General features: G+C 67.2%; 18 protein-coding genes. 10 read left to right on the plus strand and 8 right to left on the minus strand.

Going from position 1 to position 16,603, the window contains the following annotated elements; translation table 11 throughout:
* Positions 1-246: 246 nt before the first annotated feature.
* The 6 genes from AMK34_RS06705 (at position 247) to AMK34_RS06725 (ending at position 4,555) form a co-directional block, all read left to right on the plus strand.
* Complete coding sequence (locus AMK34_RS06705) at positions 247-513, plus strand: DUF3040 domain-containing protein (protein ID WP_073843688.1); 267 nt, start codon at positions 247-249, stop codon at positions 511-513.
* A 61-nt stretch (positions 514-574) separates the two neighbouring features.
* Positions 575-1,000, plus strand: a complete 426-nt coding sequence (locus AMK34_RS06710; RefSeq protein WP_073843690.1) for a YciI family protein — start codon at positions 575-577, stop codon at positions 998-1,000.
* 9 nt (positions 1,001-1,009) lie between these two features.
* Positions 1,010-2,062, plus strand: a complete 1,053-nt coding sequence (locus tag AMK34_RS06715) for a DNA polymerase IV (RefSeq protein WP_073843692.1) — start codon at positions 1,010-1,012, stop codon at positions 2,060-2,062.
* A 244-nt stretch (positions 2,063-2,306) separates the two neighbouring features.
* Positions 2,307-3,782 (plus strand): adenosylhomocysteinase, encoded by a 1,476-nt coding sequence (gene ahcY, locus AMK34_RS06720; RefSeq protein ID WP_073843694.1) that lies wholly within the window; start codon positions 2,307-2,309, stop codon positions 3,780-3,782.
* 247 nt (positions 3,783-4,029) lie between these two features.
* A complete protein-coding gene (locus AMK34_RS43120) occupies positions 4,030-4,185 on the plus strand; it encodes a DUF6131 family protein (protein WP_007034891.1) in 156 nt (51 codons plus the stop codon).
* Positions 4,186-4,333: 148 nt separating this feature from the next.
* A complete protein-coding gene (locus AMK34_RS06725; protein ID WP_037340145.1) occupies positions 4,334-4,555 on the plus strand; it encodes a DUF2795 domain-containing protein in 222 nt (73 codons plus the stop codon).
* A 170-nt stretch (positions 4,556-4,725) separates the two neighbouring features.
* Here AMK34_RS06725 and AMK34_RS06730 read toward each other — a convergent pair whose 3' ends face one another.
* The 7 genes from AMK34_RS06730 to AMK34_RS06760 all read right to left on the minus strand — a co-directional run bounded on the left by AMK34_RS06730 (position 4,726) and on the right by AMK34_RS06760 (position 9,949).
* On the minus strand, positions 4,726-4,938 hold the full coding sequence (locus tag AMK34_RS06730) for a hypothetical protein (protein ID WP_016334727.1): 213 nt from the start codon (positions 4,936-4,938) through the stop codon (positions 4,726-4,728).
* 133 nt (positions 4,939-5,071) lie between these two features.
* Positions 5,072-5,926, minus strand: a complete 855-nt coding sequence (gene ku, locus AMK34_RS06735; protein WP_016334728.1) for a non-homologous end joining protein Ku — start codon at positions 5,924-5,926, stop codon at positions 5,072-5,074.
* Between the two features lie 118 nt (positions 5,927-6,044).
* Positions 6,045-7,271 carry a styrene monooxygenase/indole monooxygenase family protein gene (locus tag AMK34_RS06740; protein WP_016334729.1) on the minus strand — a complete coding sequence of 409 codons (1,227 nt, stop codon included), beginning with the start codon at positions 7,269-7,271 and terminating at the stop codon, positions 6,045-6,047.
* Between the two features lie 25 nt (positions 7,272-7,296).
* The gene (locus AMK34_RS06745; RefSeq protein ID WP_016334730.1) at positions 7,297-7,914 is read right to left on the minus strand and encodes a GTP-binding protein; all 618 of its coding nucleotides are present in this window, start codon (positions 7,912-7,914) and stop codon (positions 7,297-7,299) included.
* Positions 7,889-8,272 (minus strand): DUF742 domain-containing protein, encoded by a 384-nt coding sequence (locus AMK34_RS06750; protein WP_016334731.1) that lies wholly within the window; start codon positions 8,270-8,272, stop codon positions 7,889-7,891. Before AMK34_RS06750 ends, AMK34_RS06745 begins: the two co-directional genes overlap by 26 nt.
* 19 nt (positions 8,273-8,291) lie before the next feature.
* On the minus strand, positions 8,292-8,726 hold the full coding sequence (locus AMK34_RS06755; protein WP_005159022.1) for a roadblock/LC7 domain-containing protein: 435 nt from the start codon (positions 8,724-8,726) through the stop codon (positions 8,292-8,294).
* Positions 8,723-9,949: a sensor histidine kinase gene (locus tag AMK34_RS06760; protein ID WP_073843696.1), complete on the minus strand. Its 1,227-nt coding sequence runs from the start codon at positions 9,947-9,949 to the stop codon at positions 8,723-8,725. Before AMK34_RS06760 ends, AMK34_RS06755 begins: the two co-directional genes overlap by 4 nt.
* 273 nt (positions 9,950-10,222) lie before the next feature.
* On the opposite strand from AMK34_RS06760, the gene AMK34_RS06765 reads away from it, so the two are divergent.
* From AMK34_RS06765 to AMK34_RS06780, 4 genes are all read left to right on the plus strand, one after another.
* The gene (locus tag AMK34_RS06765; RefSeq protein ID WP_083649755.1) at positions 10,223-10,870 is read left to right on the plus strand and encodes a TetR/AcrR family transcriptional regulator; all 648 of its coding nucleotides are present in this window, start codon (positions 10,223-10,225) and stop codon (positions 10,868-10,870) included.
* Between the two features lie 30 nt (positions 10,871-10,900).
* Positions 10,901-12,634, plus strand: a complete 1,734-nt coding sequence (locus AMK34_RS06770; protein ID WP_073843697.1) for an ABC transporter ATP-binding protein — start codon at positions 10,901-10,903, stop codon at positions 12,632-12,634.
* The gene (locus AMK34_RS06775; RefSeq protein ID WP_073843699.1) at positions 12,634-14,643 is read left to right on the plus strand and encodes an ABC transporter ATP-binding protein; all 2,010 of its coding nucleotides are present in this window, start codon (positions 12,634-12,636) and stop codon (positions 14,641-14,643) included. The genes AMK34_RS06770 and AMK34_RS06775 overlap by 1 nt, the downstream gene beginning before the upstream one ends.
* A gap of 128 nt (positions 14,644-14,771) precedes the next feature.
* Positions 14,772-16,208 (plus strand): DNA polymerase ligase N-terminal domain-containing protein, encoded by a 1,437-nt coding sequence (locus AMK34_RS06780; protein WP_073843701.1) that lies wholly within the window; start codon positions 14,772-14,774, stop codon positions 16,206-16,208.
* Here AMK34_RS06780 and AMK34_RS06785 read toward each other — a convergent pair.
* A complete protein-coding gene (locus AMK34_RS06785; protein WP_038512566.1) occupies positions 16,205-16,558 on the minus strand; it encodes an STAS domain-containing protein in 354 nt (117 codons plus the stop codon). The genes AMK34_RS06780 and AMK34_RS06785 overlap by 4 nt on opposite strands.
* Positions 16,559-16,603 lie beyond the last annotated feature (45 nt).

The raw sequence follows: 16,603 nt of genomic DNA on the forward strand, positions 1-16,603 counted from the left end.
CCTCCCAGATGGCGCAAGCGCGGCCACCCTGGCCACAGGCGCAGAAGCTACCGAGATCTCCCTTCCGTGACGATCTTTTCCCGTGCCGAAACCCCTAATGGCGCAACCATTCGATCGAAATCGACCTTGCTTTCGCCCGTGCGTATAGGTCGTTATACGAACGAGAGTGAAATTCGATGCTTATCCAGCCTCGCTCCTGGGTATTCCGTCGTTGTCGACGGCCGGGGCGCGCCGAAGGAGAAACCGATGCTGAGCCATCACGATCGGCAAGAGCTGGAGAAGATCGAGCGCTGGTTCGAGCTCACCGAACCGGCGCTGGCCGCCCGGCTCCGCGCAGGCAGGCCCGCCCGGCCCCCACTCCTCCGGCTCGCCGTCCTCCTGAGCCTCGACATCACCGCGGGCCTGTTGATGCTGCTCGGCTTGATGCTGAACAGCCCGGCCCTGCTGCTGACCGGGATGATCACCGTGACCACGGCGGTGATCGTCCATCTGTCCCGGTTCGGGCGCGACTGATCGTCTTCCCCACCGCCGGTAGAGTCCGGGCGAAACGTCCGGTTCACTGGGAGGAAGACGTATGCGGTTCATGATCATCATCAAGGCGGACGAAGATTCCGAAGCCGGGAAGATGCCGCCGATGGAGGCCTTGACCGCCATGGCGAAGTTCAACCAGGAGATGCTCGACGCCGGAGTACTGGTGGGCGGCGAAGGGCTGCAGGAGAGTTCGAAGGGCGCGCGGGTCACGCTCAGCGCGGCCGGGGCCACCGTCACCGACGGCCCGTTCACCGAGGCCAAGGAACTCGTCGGCGGCTTCTGGATCGTCGATGTCCCGTCGCGCGCCGAAGCGATCGAGTGGGCGAAGCGCTGCCCCACTCCCCCGACCGGCGACACCGTGCTCGAGGTCCGCAAGATCCTCGAAGCCGAGGATTTCGGTGAGAACTTCACGCCCGAACTGCAGGAGAACGAGCAGCGGATGCGCGACGAGATCGCGGAACGGGCCTAAGGTCGGCTCATGGTCGGCCGGGAGTGGGTGCTTCACGTCGACCTCGACCAGTTCATCGCCGCGGTCGAGGTCTCCCGGCGGCCTGAGCTGCGCGGTAAGCCCGTGGTCGTCGGCGGCACGGGCGATCCGTCCGAACGGGCCGTGGTGGCGACGGCGTCGTACGAGGCGCGGGAGTTCGGCATCCGGTCCGGGATGCCGTTGCGAACCGCCGCGAAACGCTGCCCCGACGCGATCTTTCTCGCCACGGACGCGCCCGCGTACCAGGAAGTCTCCGATCGCGTGATGGCGACACTGCGGGAATTCCCGGTGGTCGTCGAAGTGCTCGGCTGGGACGAAGCGTTCCTCGGCGTCACCACCGCCGATCCCGAAGCGCTCGCCGCCGACATCCGGCGGGAGGTGGCCGACGAGACCGGGCTCTCCTGTTCGGTCGGCATCGGGGACAACAAGCTGCGCGCCAAACTCGCCACCGGCTTCGCCAAACCGGCGGGGATCTTCCGTCTCGTCCAGGACAACTGGTGGGAGGTCATGGCCGAAGAGCCGACGGACGCGCTCTGGGGCATCGGCAGCAAGACCACGAAGAAGCTCGCCGAGGCCGGCTATCACACCGTGCTGGAACTGGCGGGCGCCGATCCGGCGGACCTCGCGGCCCGGTTCGGCCCGAAGCTCGGCCCGTGGTACCGGATCCTCGCCGGCGGGCTCGGCGACGCCGAAGTCACCGCGACGCCCTATGTCGCACGGTCCCGTAGCCGCGAGACGACTTTTCAGCAGAACATCACCGATCCCGAAGTGATGTCCGCGGAGATCGCCGCGCTGGCGAAACGGGTCTCAGAAGACGTCGCCGAGGAAGGCAGGCCCGCCGCCAGGGTCGCGGTCAAGGTCCGGTTCGCGCCGTTCCAGACCCATACGCACAGCATGACCCTGCCCGCGCGAACCTCGGATCCCGCCGAGATCGAGAAGGCGGCGCTGGCCGTCCTCGGCATGTTCGACCTCGGCAGGCCGGTCCGGCTGCTGGGCGTGCGCGCCGAATTCCTCTCGGCTGCGGAGCGATCCGCGTCGCCTTGACAGCGCTCGCGGCGCTTTGCCATTCTGGTTCCGGGTCGAGAGGCGCTGCGACGGAATTCTTCCGCCACGCTCGGCCCGCCGCGACAGACGTAAGGGCGCCTCCCACTGTGGAGGTGCCTTTCTTGCGTCAGAACCCTTTTCCGGCCTTCGAGGCCGTGCGCTGAACCCCCGTACTGACACCGTCTTTCCCGCCACCGGCGAGAAGGACCGCTCCGCCCTGCCTTCCTCGATGAATGGAGAACCAGTGAGCCCCACCCTGTCCAAGGTCAACGGGATCGAATTCGCCGTCGCCGACCTTTCCCTCGCCGAGGCCGGCCGCAAGCAGCTGCGCCTCGCCGAGGTCGAGATGCCCGGTTTGATGGCGCTGCGCCGCGAATACGCCGACTCGCAGCCGCTGAAGGGCGCCCGGGTCGCGGGTTCGCTGCACATGACCGTCCAGACCGCCGTGCTGATCGAGACGCTCGTCGCATTGGGCGCCGAGGTGCGCTGGGTGTCCTGCAACATCTTCTCCACGCAGGACGAGGCCGCCGCGGCCGTCGTCGTCGGCCCGGAAGGTACCGTCGAGAACCCCTCGGGCTCCTCGGTGTTCGCGTGGAAGGGCGAGACGCTCGCCGAATACTGGTGGTGCACCGACCAGCTCTTCGACTTCGGCGACGGCCGCGTCCCGAACATGGTCCTGGACGACGGCGGCGACGCGACCCTGCTGATCCACAAGGGCGTCGAGTTCGAGGCGGCGGGCGCCGTCCCGCAGGCGGCCGAGGAGGACGGCGAAGAGTACGGCCTCGTCCTGGAGACCCTGCGCGAGAGCCTCGGCCGCGACACCGGCCGGTTCACCCGTATCGCCAAGGAGGTCCGCGGGGTCACCGAGGAGACCACCAACGGCGTCAAGCGGCTCTACAAGCTCGCCAAGGAAGGCGAACTCCTCTTCCCGGCGATGAACGTGAACGACTCGGTGACGAAGTCGAAGTTCGACAACAAGTACGGCATCCGCCACTCGCTCATCGACGGTCTCAACCGCGGCACCGACGTGATGATCGCGGGCAAGGTCGCGGTCGTCTGCGGCTACGGCGACGTCGGCAAGGGCGCGGTGGAATCGCTGCGCGGCCAGGGCGCCCGTGTGGTCGTCACCGAGATCGACCCGATCTGCGCGCTGCAGGCGGCGATGGAGGGCCTCGACGTCGTGGAACTCGACGACGTCGTCGGGCGCGGCGACATCTTCATCACCACCACCGGCAACTTCGACATCATCATGGCCGACCAGATGGCCAAGATGAAGCACAACGCGATCGTCGCGAACGTCGGCCACTTCGACAACGAGATCGACATGGCGGGCCTCGCGAAGATCCCGGGCATCCAGAAGATCGAGGTCAAGCCGCAGGTGCACGAGTGGGTCTTCCCCGCGACGGCGGACCGCGAGGCGCACTCGATCATCGTGCTCTCCGAGGGCAGGCTGATGAACCTCGGGAACGCGACCGGCCACCCGAGCTTCGTGATGTCGAACTCCTTCACCAACCAGACGATCGCGCAGATCGAGCTGTTCACGAAGCCCGGCGAGTACGCCACCGACGTCCACGTGCTGCCGAAGCACCTCGACGAGAAGGTGGCCCGCCTGCACCTGGACGCGCTGGGTGTCCGGCTGACCAAGCTGACCAAGCGCCAGGCCGAGTACATCGGCGTGGACGTCGAGGGTCCGTACAAGCTGGACCACTACCGGTACTGAGTGCTTCACGCCACAGCAGCCCTTGCTCGCTGAAGTACATGAAGGCCCCCTTCCTTGCGTCTAGCGCAAGGAAGGGGGCCTTCATGTACTCGGGCAGGCGCGCGGGGGCGCTTGAAGCCGTTAGGCCGAATGCGTGAAAACTTCGGCCGGATGGACCTGTTTCTCGCGATTTCGGGGCGGGAATCCCTTGCGTAGCCACACCCCGGCAGCACTCGGGCCGGGCGACTACGAAGGAGAAGGTGTTCCCGTGATCATTCTCGGCGTCATCCTGATTGTCGTCGGTGTCATCGCCAGCATTCCCGTCCTGTACTCGATCGGGATCGCGCTGGCGGTCATCGGCATCATCCTGGCCGTTCTCGGGAACACCGGGAAGGCCATCGGCGGTCGCGCCCACTGGTACTGAGCACCGGACCGAACCGGTACCGAGCCCCCCGGTGCCGGCACTGAAACAGTCCGGGCACCCGGCGTTCCCCTCACGCCGGGTGCCCGGGCTGTTTCCGTCCTCCGTCGGCCGGGTATCCGCACCGGACAAGGAGAAGGAGGGAGAGCCGATGGCAGGAACAGACCCGCGCCCGTACTTGACGGAGGCGCGTTATCCGTGCGGACGCGACGAACTCCTGCGGGCCGCCGCCGCGGCCGGCGCGGGCGACGAGGTGCTCGGCCCACTGGGTGCCCTTCCCGCGCGTGACTACGCGGACGGAGACGGGGTCTGGGACGCGGTGTGCGCCTGCGACGGCGCTTCGATCCACGACACCGCGAAGGAAGCACCGTGACATGAACCCGTGACATGAAGGGGTCCCCCGGCTCCGAGGGGGAGGGAGAGCCGGAGGACCCCGTCATAGTTAACACATTCCCGGCCGCGATGTACACGAACGCCTACACCTTCGAGTGGCAATCGGTCTCGATCACCCGAATCGGGCCGGATTGGTGTATTGGCCGCCGGTCAAGAAGCCCGCAGCAGCACCTGGGCCGAAACCTCCGCGCACGAGCAGCCACCGTCGACGTCGAAGCAGTCGATCGTCAGCGTGTGCCGCGCGAAGTCGAAGTCGACGCAGCCGTCTTCGCTGCATTCGGTGAAGCCACCGTCGAGGTGGACCACCAGGGTGCCGTGGCAGTGGTCGAGTCCGACGGCGCAGAACGCGCACTCCATGCTCATACCGCCTCCCGCGCTCAGGAAAGTTCTCCTCGATTGCCTTACTACCACCGAGGGACGACAGATCCTGGCATACGCGCGGCGTGTCGCGGCACCCGGCGGGGTGACACCGGGCACAACAGTCCACAAAGGATGGTCAGGCGCTCTTCGGGGTTCGCTTGCCGGACGCGGGTTTCTTCGCCGCGGTGGCCTTCTTGGCCGTCGACGGCTTCCGGCTCTTCTTCGCCTCGCTCACACTGGCCTGCAAGGCCTCCATGAGGTCGACGACGTCGGCCTTCGCGCCGACGGCCTTCGGCTTGGTCGTCTCGTTCCCCGCGGCCTTGGCCTCGATCATGGCCTCCAGCGCCTCACGGTAGGAGTCCGTGTACTTGTCCTGCTCGAACACCGGCTCCGACAGCGAGTCGATCAACGAGCCCGCCATCGTCAGTTCCTGCGGCCGCACCTGCGGCGGATCGTCGTGCAGGAAACCGAAATCCGGGACGCGGACCTCGTCGGGCCACAGCATCGTCGTCATCGTCAGGACGTCGCTGTGCACCCGCAGGATCGCGAGCGTCTCCCGCTGCCGGATGGCGACCTTCGCGACCGCCACGTGACTCGCCTTCTGCAGCGCGTCACGCAGGACCACGTACGGTTTGACGGCGTTCTTCTGCGGTTCGAGGTAATAGGTCTTGTCGAACTGGATCGGGTCGATGGACTCCAGCGGCACGAACTCGAGCACGTCGATCGCCCGCGACGACGCCAGCGGCAGTTCGGACATGTCCTCGTCGGTGAGCACGACCATCTCGCCGTCGGGCAGTTCGTACCCCTTGGCGATCTCGGCGTAGGGCACTTCCTCGCCGTCGATCGTGCAGAACCGCTTGTACTGGATTCGGCCGCCGTCGGCCTCGTGCACCTGGCGCAACGAGACGTTCTTGTTCTCGGTGGCCGCGTAGAGCTGGATCGGGATGCTCACCAGCCCGAAGGACACCGAGCCCTTCCACATCGAACGCATCGAGCCGCACCTCCGCTGCCGTCACCGACCGTACTCACGCACGGTGACAACGGTAGCCCGAAACGGCGCACCGCGACAGTCCCGCACACTCGGACGCGGGACTGTCGCACTACCGGAATCAGGCCTCGGCCAGGTACTTCTCCGCCTTCGCGGGATCGAGGAACCAGTGCTGGAAGTCGGTCGGATCGGAGAACCCGTTCGCGAACCGCTTCGCCACGGCGGGGTTCTCCCCCGCCGCGCCGATGATCTGGAGCACGTGCGGGGGCGGCGGCTGCAGCATCGCGTTCGTCCAGGTCGTGACGTGCTGGGCGTACTCCCAGTACTTCTCGAACGACGCGGTCATCCACTCCTCGTCGAACGGCTTGTCCCCGCGTTCGAGGATCGAGTCCAGATAGGACGCCGCGCAGTGACTCGCGTTGTTGGAGCCCTGGCCGGTGATCGGGTCGTTGGCCACGACGACGTCGGCCATGCCGAGCACCGCGGTCCCCGAGCCCAGCTTGCCGACCGCGTTCCGCACGACCGGGGTGTACCCGCCCGCCAGCGTCGCCTTGTCGTCGGTCAGCACGGCGTTCCGCGAACGCTCGTATTCCCACGGGAGGAACTGCTTCATCAGCGACAGGATCCGGTCGAGATGCTGCTGGGGCGTCGGCCTGTCGTCCCAGCAGTCGAGCGGGCCGCCGGGAATCCCTTCGAAGAACAGGATGTCGCAGTTCCCGCTCAGCGTGTACGCGGGGATCATGAACAGTTCACCCACGCCGGGGATGATGTTGAACCGCACCGCCGCCTTGTCCGGGTGCTCGGGCCGGCGCTCCAGCCCGTGCACGTACGCGAGCGAAAGCGCGCGCTGGGGTTCGGTGTACGGCGAACGCTCCGGGATCCGGTCGAACAGCTGGACCAGTTCGCCCTTGCCCGCCGCGATGACCACCAGGTCGTACAGCTTCGCCAGCGGAGCCAGATCCGAGGTGGTGACGCCGTGGATGACGACCTTGCCGCCGCGGTCCTCCACCAGTTCCAGCCAGGCCGCCATCTTCACCCGCTGGTCGACAGACTGCGCGTAGTGCTCCAGCGGCCCGAACCAGTCCAGCACCCGGCTGGAGTCCGGGCCGGCGATGGAAACGCCGAGTCCCTCGACCTTGACGGTCTCGTCCTCCCACAGGTTCAGCTTGTGGTCCCGCTCGTGCTGCAAAGCCGAATGGAACATGCACTGGGTCGACATCACCTTGCCGGAGCGGATCTCGTCCGGCGTCCGCGCCGACATCACCGTGACGTCGTAGTCGTGGGACAGCAGGCTCAAGGCCAGCTGCAACCCCGACTGCCCGGCACCGACGATCAGAACCTTGCGCATCCTCTGCGTTCCTCCCAGAACCCGTTCAGCTGAGTGCGGCGAACTCGCGGCCTGGCCCGGAGACCACCGCGAGGGACAACGTGTGCGACACCAGTTCCTGCAGCGTCGCGACCGCCGACTTCGGGTCGCGGGCGTCGCAGGTGACCAGCGGGATGTCCGGGGAGAGCGCCAGCGCGTCGCGGACCTCTTCGAGGTCGTGCACCGGCATCCCCTCGAACTGGTTGACCGCGACGATGAACGGCAGCTCCGAATCGTTCTCGAAGTAGTTGATCGCGGCGAACGACTGGTCGATCCGGCTGGTGTCGACCAGGACGACGGCACCGAGCGCGCCGCGCGAAAGGTCGTCCCAGAGGAACCAGAACCGGGCCTGGCCGGGTGTGCCGAACAGGTACAGGAGCAGGTCTTCACGCAGGGTGATCCGGCCGAAGTCCATCGCGACCGTGGTGGTGGATTTGGTTCCGGGCGGCACCAGCTCGTCGACCCCGGCCCCGGCCTCGGTCATCCAGGCTTCGTTGCTCAGGGGCGGGACCTCGGAGACGGAGCCGACGAACGTCGTCTTGCCCACGCCGAATCCACCGGCGACCACGATCTTGGCGGAGATCGCCAGCAGATCGGCGTCAGACCGGGAGGCGCTTGAGTCCATCGAGGATCCTCTCGAGCACGTTCGTATCGTGGTTGTAGGCGTGGGCCGTCGGGTGCACGAAGACGGCGCCCTGGGTGGCGAGGTCGCCGATGAGCACCCGGACCACACCCAGTGGCAGATCCAGTCCCACCGAAAGCTCGGCGATCGACGAGCGTTCGCGGGCGCGCTCGTACAGCGAGCGCGATTCGGGCATCAGCGCCTCGGCCAGCGACGGGTCGTAACGCGGGACCGAGATCAGGGTCTCCACCAGCAGCAGCTGGCTGCTCTTGGTCCGGCCGCCGGTCAGCGCGTACGGCCGGATTCTGCGGCTGCGCATCTTGACGGGCCGGTCCGGAGATTGGTCGCTGGACACGGTCATCCCTTCCTTCTCCGGATTCTCAGGCCTGCGGCCGTCGGGCGGTCAGGACCTGCCGGAGCCCCGCTCGCACCTCGGGGGTGAGGGCGTGACCGGCGTTGGTGATGAACTGGGTCATCTCGTAGGCGACGACCTTCATGTCGCAGTCCGGTTCGGTGAGCACCGCGAGCCCCGCTTCGGCACCGATCCCCATGAACAGGAAGTACCCACGGGTCAGCCGGATGATGATCTGCTCGCAGTTGCCCTTGCCGAACAACGCGGCGCTGTTGCCCGCGAGGCTGAGCAGGCCGCTCGCGATGGCGGCGAGCTGCTCGGCGTCGTCACTGGACACCGATTCCGACGCGGTCAAAGGGAAACCGTCGACGGACATGATCAGCGCGTGACTGGCGCCGTGCACCTTGCGCACGAAGTCGTCGAGCAGCCACGTGAAATCCGTGGTCGCGTCCTGGGCGGTCACTGGGTGTTTCCTCCGGTCTCACGCTCGTGCCGGTCGTCGAGAGCGGCACGCTCGCCGTCGGTGAAGGCATCGAGGTCGGCCAGCAGCGCCTCGTGCCCGTCCGCCGCGTCGGCGGGCGGGATGGTCGGCGGGGCCGGTTCGTCGGGCAAAGTCCTGATACTCCGGGAAACCCGGCGCGGAAGACCGCTGGCCGTGGTGCCGCCGTCGGCGGGCGGCTGGAAGGCCGAGCGCGGACGCGGGCTGGGCTTCCGTTCGGGTTCCGGTTCCGCCGAGGGAGCCGGGCGGCGCCTCGGCAGCCCGGACGGCGTCGCGACCGGCCCGCCCACGGGCGCGCCGTTGGTGATCCTGGCCTGCGGCAGCACGACCGTCTGCGAACCGGACCACTGCTTCTCGGCCAGTTCCGAGACCACCGGGACCGGCAGCAGCACGGTGGCGACCGTGCCGTGCGGGGTGCGGCGGTCGAGTTTGACGGTGATCTCGTGGCGGTCGGCGAGCCTGCCGACGACCGCGAGTCCCATATGCCGCACGGAATCGTCGTCGAGCACCGGGCCGGCCGCGAGCCGCTCGTTCAGCACCGCGAGCCGGTCCGGCGGCATGCCGATGCCCTCGTCCTCGATCCGGATCAGCACGCTCCCCTGTTCGGTGAGATGCGCGCTGACGCTGACCGGAGAACTCGGCGACGACTGGTTCGCCGCGTTGTCGAACAGTTCCGCGAGGATCCGGCTGACGTCCTCGGCGGCGAAGCCGACGACACCGAGCGAAACGACGCGGCCGATCGTGATCCGCGAGTAGTGGTCGATCGACGACATCGCCGCCCGCATCACGTCGAGCACGGAAGAGATCCCGGCGGTCGTGTCGTCGGCGTCCCGGCCGGCGAGCACGCGCAGGTTCTCCGCGTTGCGCCGCAACCGGGTGGCCAGGTGGTCGAGCCGGTAGAGCTCGGCGAGGCGGTCGGAGTTCTCCTCCCCCGCCTCCATCGTCTCCAGCTGCGCGAGCAGCTGGTCGAGCAGATTGAGGTCGCGCAACGCGACGTTGGAGCAGACACCCGCGAGCGCGCCGGCGTCCGGCGCTTCCACGGCAGGCCGCTGCTCCACTTCCGGTTCGACCGGTGGAGCCGACGGAGCGTGCCGGGGCGGTGCGGCGAGGAACTGCGCCGCGGCGACCCTGGAACGGTCCAGAAGAACCCGTGAGCGGTCAAGCAAGCCTCGAGCCCGCGTCACCATGTGCTTCCACTTCTTTCTCTTCGCATACCCGGACCCGTGTCGCACTCCCCAGCACAACGACGGCCATGCAAGCAGAAGTCACTATCCGTGTCCACAGTCGGTTTCCGTTCAACCGCTGGCAGTGACCTGGTCACGAACGCGTTACGGCTGGTGAGCGCGGCGCGCTAGGCCATTCGGCTGCATCTTGCGTGTTGCACGCCACGGGTGATGTCCGAAAAGTGCGGACTGCGCATAAATTTGCGTGCCCCGCAACTTTTGCCTACTCTTGACGCCGTGACCTCCCACCCGACCGCGCCTTTGGGGCTGCGAGAACGCAAGAAGCGCGCGGCGCGTCGCGCCATGGGCGAGGCAGCGCTCAAGCTCGCGATGGAGAAGGGTGTCGAGCAGGTACGCGTCGAAGACATCGCCAACGCCGTGGGTGTCTCGCCGCGCACGTTCAACAACTACTTCTCCAGTAAGGAGGAGGCGATCTGCTCGTTCATCGTCGAGCGGCAGGAACTCCTGCGCGAGGCGCTGCGCGAGCGGCCTTCCGAAGAGACGCTGTGGGAAGCGGTCGGAACCGCGACGCTGGAAGCCTACGGCAGCTTGGGCGAACCGAATCGCGACGCGGTCGAGCTGGCCAGGTCGCTGCTCCTGCACCCGTCGATGCAGGGCGAATTCCTCAAGGCGCACGCCAAGGTCGAACAGGTGCTGGCCGACGCCATCCTGGAACGGGCGGGCGCGGGCCCGGAAAACGCGTTGAACGCCCGGCTGATGGCGGCCATCGTGGAGTCCGCGGTGAAGACCGCGTTCTTCAGCTGGTTGATCAACGAGGGCACCGGGCGGTTCCTGGAGACGCTCGAGGTCCTCCTGCACGAGGCCGCCGCGGGCGTCCCGTCCCTCACCGGACCCGAACCGGTGAAGAAACCGAACAAGCAGTAACACCCTACCCACCACTGGGGAGAAACCGTTGTGCTGACGAAGTTGTTGCGCATCCACCTGCGCCCGTACCGGCGAGACCTGTGGCTGATCGTGCTGCTGCAGTTCGTCCAGACCCTCGCCGGGCTCTACCTCCCCACCTTGAACGCCGACATCATCGACTCCGGGGTCGTCAAGGGCGACATCGACTACATCCTCGGTGTCGGCGGCGTCATGCTGCTGGTGTCGCTGGTGCAGATCGCTTGTTCGATCGGCGCCGTCTACTACGGCGCCCGCACCGCGATGGCGGTCGGCCGGGACGTCCGCGGCGCGATCTTCCACCGGGTCCAGGACTTCTCCGCCCGCGAGGTCGGCCAGTTCGGGACGCCGTCCCTGATCACCCGCACGACCAACGACGTCCAGCAGGTGCAGATGCTGACGTTGATGGCGTTCACCCTGATGGTGTCGGCGCCCATCATGTGCTTCGGCGGCATCATCATGGCGCTGAACCAGGACGTCACGCTCTCGTGGCTGCTGGTGCTCGCGGTGCCGATCCTCGGTGTCTCGGTCGGGGTCATCATCGCCAAGATGCGGCCGGCGTTCCGGCTGATGCAGGAGCGCATCGACAAGATCAACCAGATCCTGCGCGAGCAGATCATGGGTATCCGCGTGATCCGCGCGTTCGTCAAGGACACCCACGAGCGGCGGCGGTTCACGAAGGCCAACACCGAACTGCTGGACGTCTCGCTGGTCGTCGGCAGGCTGATGGCTCTGATGTTCCCCATCGTGATGCTCGTGATGAACGCGTCCAGCGTCGCCGTGCTGTGGTTCGGCGGGCTGCGCATCGACGACGGCAGCATGCAGATCGGCGCGCTCACCGCGTTCCTGTCGTACCTGATGCAGATCCTGATGGCGGTCATGATGGCCACCTTCATGTTCATGATGGTGCCCCGTGCCGAGGTCAGCGCCGAGCGCATCACCGAGGTGCTGGACACGCACACCAGCGTTGTCCTCCCGGAGAATCCGGTGAGCCCCGGCGAGGTGCACGGACGGCTCGAACTGTCCGATGTGGAATTCCGCTACCCCGGCGCCGAGAAGCCGGTGCTGCAGAAGATCTCACTGCTGGCCCTGCCCGGTGAGACCACCGCGATCATCGGCAGCACGGGCAGCGGGAAGACCACGCTGCTCAATCTGATCCCCCGGCTGATGGACGCCACCGACGGCTCGGTGCGCGTCGACGGCGTCGACGTCCGTGAACTGGACGCGACCGTCCTTTCCGACGCCGTCGGGCTGGTGCCGCAGAAGCCGTACCTGTTCGCCGGGACGGTCGCGAGCAACCTTCGCTACGGCAAGGCGGACGCCACCGACGAGGAACTCTGGCACGCGTTGGAAGTGGCGCAGGGCAAGGACTTCGTCGAACGGATGCCCGAGGGGCTCGACTCCCCCATCGCACAGGGCGGGACCAACGTCTCGGGTGGGCAGCGGCAGCGGCTCGCGATCGCGAGGATGCTGGTGCGGCGCCCCGAGATCTATCTCTTCGACGACTCGTTCTCCGCGCTCGACTACGCGACCGACGCCGCGCTACGGCGGGCACTCGTGGCCGAGACCGCCGAGGCGACCGTGGTGATCGTCGCGCAGCGGGTCAGCACGATCCGCCACGCGGACCGCATCGTCGTGCTCGACGAAGGCCGCGTCGTCGGCACCGGCACGCACACCGAACTCATGGACGGCAACGAAACCTACCGGGAGATCGTGCTGTCCCAGCTGACCGAGCAGGAGGCCGCCTGATGAGCGCGCCCGAATCCACTACGAAGGCCAAACCCTTGGGCGAGCGCGCGAGCGCGGCACGGGGACCCGGCCCCGGCGGAGGCGGTCTCGGCCGCGGCCCCGCCGCCTTCATGGGCGGGCAGTCCGCCGAGAAGGCCTTGGACTTCAAGGGATCCTTGAAACGGCTGCTGCGGCTGCTCCAACCGCAGCGCGCCATGCTGTACGGCATCCTGGTATTCGGGATCGCCAGTGTCGCGCTGAGCGTCATCGGGCCGAAAATCCTCGGCATGGCGACGGACCTCATCTTCGCGGGTGTCGTCGCGAAGGACATGCCCGCGGGGGTGAGCAAAGAGCAGGTGATCGCCGGCCTGCGGGCTGAAGGCAATAACACCCTCGCCGATCTCTTCTCGGGGATCGACTTCGTCCCGGGCCAGCGCATCGATCTCGACGCCGTCGGCCAGGTCCTGCTGTGGGTGCTGCTGCTCTACATCGTGGCGTCGTTCTTCTCGCTGCTGCAGGCGCGGCTGACCACGAACCTGGTCCAGCGGGCGGTGTTCGACCTGCGGGAACGGATCGAGGAGAAGTTCGCCAAGCTCCCGCTGAGCTACTTCGACCGCCAGCCGCGCGGCGAGGTGCTGAGCCGGGCGACCAACGACATCGACAATCTCGCGCTGTCACTGCAACAAACCCTCGCGCAGATCGTGTCGTCGCTGCTGATGGTCGTCGGCGTGCTCGTGATGATGTTCGTCATCTCGCCCGTGCTCGCGCTGGTCGCGCTGCTTTCGGTGCCGGCGTCGGTGATCGTCGCGGCCAAGATCGGCAAGAAGGCGCAGCCGCAGTTCATCAAGCAGTGGTCCACCACCGGACGGCTCAACGCGCATATCGAGGAGATGTACACCGGGCACTCGCTGGTCAAGGTGTTCGGCCGCCGCCAGGAGGCCGAGGAGGTCTTCCGCGAGCACAACGACACGCTCTACGGCGCGAGCTTCAAGGCGCAGTTCATCTCGGGCACCATCCAGCCCGCGATGATGTTCATCGGCAACCTGAGCTACGTGCTGGTGGCCGTGATCGGCGCGCTGCGGGTGGCGTCCGGGACGCTGTCGCTCGGTGATGTCCAGGCGTTCATCCAGTATTCACGGCAGTTCAGCCAGCCGGTCACCCAGATCGCCAGCATGGCGAACCTGCTGCAGTCCGGTATCGCGTCCGCGGAGCGGGTCTTCGCGCTGCTCGACGCGGACGAGCAGGAGCCGGAGCCCGCCGAACCCGCGCGCGTCGAGCAGGTTCGGGGTCAGGTCGAGTTCGAGCACGTGTCGTTCCGGTACGCCGAGGACACACCGCTCATCGAGGACCTGTCGCTCACCGTCGAACCGGGGCACACCGTCGCCATCGTCGGCCCGACCGGCGCGGGGAAGACCACCTTGGTCAACCTGCTCATGCGGTTCTACGAACTCGACGGCGGCAGGATCACCCTCGACGGCGTCGACATCGCCGGGATGGACCGCGAAGACCTGCGCGCCAAAACGGGCATGGTGCTGCAGGACGCGTGGCTGTTCGGCGGCACGATCGCGGAGAACATCGCCTACGGTTCCGCGGGCGCCACGCAGGACGAGATCGTGGCGGCGGCCAAGGCGACCCACGTCGACCGGTTCGTCCGCACCCTTCCGGACGGCTACGACACGGTGATCGACGACGAGGGCGGCACGGTCAGTGCCGGCGAGAAACAGCTGATCACCGTCGCACGGGCGTTCCTGGCGAAGCCCGCGATCCTCATCCTCGACGAGGCCACCAGTTCGGTCGACACGCGGACCGAGGTGCTGATCCAGCGGGCGATGAATTCGCTGCGCGAGGGACGGACGAGTTTCGTCATCGCGCACCGGCTCTCCACCATCCGCGACGCGGACGTCATCCTGGTGATGGAGAACGGGTCGATCGTCGAACAGGGCGACCACGAAACGCTGCTGCTCACCGGTGGTGCGTACTCCCGGCTCTACGCCGCCCAGTTCGCGGAGGCGCTGGCCGAGACCGACTGAACCACATCGGCGCCGAAGGTCCCTTTTCCTCCTTTTACCGTGGGAAAAGGGACCTTCGGCGCCCGGAAGGACGGTGAACGGCGCTAGGCTTGCGTGACCCGATCCGGAAAGGGGTGCGCCGGCCGACCATGGCGGAGAAACTCGGCGAATACCGCCGTAAGCGCAGACCTGGGCGAACTCCCGAACCCCTGCCGGATCACGACGGGAAGTCCGGGGCCGACGATCTCTTCGTCATCCAGGAACATCACGCGAGCAGCCTGCACTGGGACATCCGCCTCGAACGGGACGGGGTCCTCGTCTCCTGGGCGGTGCCGAAGGGCCTGCCGATGGCGCCCGACCAGGAGCGCCTGGCCGTGCACACCGAAGACCACCCGATGGAATACCTCACCTTCGAAGGCGAGATCCCGGCGGGCGAATACGGCGGCGGCACCATGACCATCTGGGACACCGGCCGGTACGAAACGCTGCACTTCAACGACCACAAGGTCGAAGTCGTCTTCCACGGCGCACGGGCACGCGGGAAATACCTGTTCCTCAACGTGAAGAAGGACGGACGGGACAACGGCTGGCTGCTCAAACGGCTCGACCCCGCCGACCCCGGCCGGAAGGAACTCCCCTCTTTCCTCGCCCCGATGCTGACCAAACCGGGCCGTCTCCCGTCGACCGGCGAAGACCCGGAATGGGCTTACGAATTCGACTGGTCCGGGCGCCGCACGCTGATCCGCGTATCCGGGGGCCGGATCACCGCCTACGACGATTCGGGCGACGACGTCACCGGGCTGTATCCCGAATTCCGCGGTCTCGGCGAACAACTCGGGGCCACGGAAGTCTTCCTCGACGGGGAAATCGTCGTCTTCGACGGCGGCAAGCCGAGCGCGGAAGGGCTAGGGCACCGCGCGCGGGCGACGAAGAACTCGGCCAAACGGCTCACCTCACGGTATCCGGCGTTCTACCTGGTGAACGATCTCGTGCATCTCGACGGCCGCTCGTGTGTCGGGACGCCCTATGTCGAACGACGGGAACTGCTCGACGAACTCGGGCTCGCCGGACCGCACTGGCAGGTTCCCCGGTACTACCTCGGTGACGGTGGCGCGGTCGCGAGGGCGGCTCGCGAACACGGACTCGCCGGCGTCGTCGCCAAACGGGCCGACTCCGCGTACCACCCCGGAAAGCGCACCGGGGAATGGCTTTCCATCACGGGAACCCTGGTGCAGCAAGTGGTACTGGGCGGCTGGCGGCCGGGTGGCGGCAGCCGGGCGGGCACGTTCAGCTCACTGTTGCTCGGCGTGCCACACGAAGACGGTCTGCGGTACATCGGAAACTGCGGTGTCGGCTTCGCGGGTGACGAGCTGGAGGAACTGTCCAAACAGCTGTTCCGCTTGGAGCGCAAGACATCCCCGTTCCATTCCGTTCCGGACAAACAGGCTCGGGACGCGCGCTGGTCGCGGCCGACCATCGTCGGCGAGGTCGTCTTCGGCGGCTGGACCGACGCGGGTTGCCTGCGCAATCCGCGGTGGCGTGGCCTGCTGCCGGACGTCTCCGCCGACGAGGTCGAGCTCGACTAGAGCATCACGTCCTCGACGTCCCACCGGACGTCGAGGTCGGCTCCGACCCCGCTGACGTCCAGAATCCGTGACACCAAAGCGGTCTTCACGATCACCGAGAATCGGGGTGACGCCGCGTTGGCCTCTTCGAGTGCCTGCAACCCGGCACAGCTGAGAAAACCGACGCCGGAAAGGTCGAGGATCACGTGCCTCCCCTTGACGCAGGCACCGCTGAGCTCGGTGCGGAAGCGTCCGACGGTCGCCGCGTCGATCTCCCCCACCGCGGTGAGGATGAGGACGCCGTCCTTGCGGCGGCAGGTGCTCACGGCCAGGTCCGGCTTTTCGCCGGGTACGCGCTGGCCAGGCAACATTGGGGGCGCCTCTCTCCAGACCACCAAGTTCCCTCGACGTTACTC

Source organism: Amycolatopsis sp. CB00013 (assembly GCF_001905755.1).
Classification (GTDB): Bacteria; Actinomycetota; Actinomycetes; order Mycobacteriales; family Pseudonocardiaceae; genus Amycolatopsis; species Amycolatopsis japonica.

Excerpts from the sequence above, each read along its gene's own strand:
- AMK34_RS06705 (WP_073843688.1), top strand. The coding sequence starts at position 247 with ATGCTGAGCCATCACGATCGGCAAGAGCTGGAGAAGATCGAGCGCTGG.
- AMK34_RS06710 (WP_073843690.1), top strand. The coding sequence starts at position 575 with ATGCGGTTCATGATCATCATCAAGGCGGACGAAGATTCCGAAGCCGGG.
- AMK34_RS06715 (WP_073843692.1), top strand. The coding sequence starts at position 1,010 with ATGGTCGGCCGGGAGTGGGTGCTTCACGTCGACCTCGACCAGTTCATC.
- AMK34_RS06725 (WP_037340145.1), top strand. The coding sequence starts at position 4,334 with ATGGCAGGAACAGACCCGCGCCCGTACTTGACGGAGGCGCGTTATCCG.
- AMK34_RS06730 (WP_016334727.1), bottom strand. The coding sequence starts at position 4,938 with ATGAGCATGGAGTGCGCGTTCTGCGCCGTCGGACTCGACCACTGCCAC.
- ku (WP_016334728.1), bottom strand. The coding sequence starts at position 5,926 with ATGCGTTCGATGTGGAAGGGCTCGGTGTCCTTCGGGCTGGTGAGCATC.
- AMK34_RS06740 (WP_016334729.1), bottom strand. The coding sequence starts at position 7,271 with ATGCGCAAGGTTCTGATCGTCGGTGCCGGGCAGTCGGGGTTGCAGCTG.
- AMK34_RS06745 (WP_016334730.1), bottom strand. The coding sequence starts at position 7,914 with ATGGACTCAAGCGCCTCCCGGTCTGACGCCGATCTGCTGGCGATCTCC.
- AMK34_RS06750 (WP_016334731.1), bottom strand. The coding sequence starts at position 8,272 with ATGACCGTGTCCAGCGACCAATCTCCGGACCGGCCCGTCAAGATGCGC.
- AMK34_RS06760 (WP_073843696.1), bottom strand. The coding sequence starts at position 9,949 with ATGGTGACGCGGGCTCGAGGCTTGCTTGACCGCTCACGGGTTCTTCTG.
- AMK34_RS06775 (WP_073843699.1), top strand. The coding sequence starts at position 12,634 with ATGAGCGCGCCCGAATCCACTACGAAGGCCAAACCCTTGGGCGAGCGC.
- AMK34_RS06780 (WP_073843701.1), top strand. The coding sequence starts at position 14,772 with ATGGCGGAGAAACTCGGCGAATACCGCCGTAAGCGCAGACCTGGGCGA.
- AMK34_RS06785 (WP_038512566.1), bottom strand. The coding sequence starts at position 16,558 with ATGTTGCCTGGCCAGCGCGTACCCGGCGAAAAGCCGGACCTGGCCGTG.